Below are 320 nucleotides of genomic sequence, written 5' to 3'. Positions count from 1 at the left end.
CAGACCCCTCACTCCAACCCTCTCCCAAAGGGAGAGGGAGCTGATAGCCCATGCTCTTTTAGAAGTAAAGCAGACCCGTCACGACGGGGGGAGTGGCTGCTGCGTCTGATAACACTGCCCACATGGCCTGTCTCTTATACACATCTGACGCTGCCGACGATGCCAACTGGGTGTAGATCTCGGTGGTCGCCGGAGCATTAAAAGGGGGGGGGGGGGGGGGGGGGGGGGGGGGGGGGGGGGGGGGGGGGGGGGGGGGGGGGGGGGGGGGGGGGGGGGGGGGGGGGGGGGGGGGGGGGGGGGGGGGGGGGGGGGGGGGGGGG

General features: G+C 72.2%; 1 protein-coding gene. It reads right to left on the bottom strand.

Translation table 11 applies throughout. The annotated features are described in order from the left end of the window. Positions 1 to 58 precede the first annotated feature (58 nt). Positions 59 to 320: hypothetical protein (locus tag JHD74_RS26230; RefSeq protein WP_199063933.1), on the bottom strand; the 262-nt coding region annotated here is incomplete at its 5' end.

It is taken from the genome of Serratia sp. ASV30 (assembly GCF_016428815.1).
Taxonomy (GTDB): Bacteria; Pseudomonadota; Gammaproteobacteria; order Enterobacterales; family Enterobacteriaceae; genus Chania; species Chania fonticola_C.
Note: the sequence above shows the minus strand (reverse complement) of the source record. Positions and strands in the feature narration are given on the sequence as shown.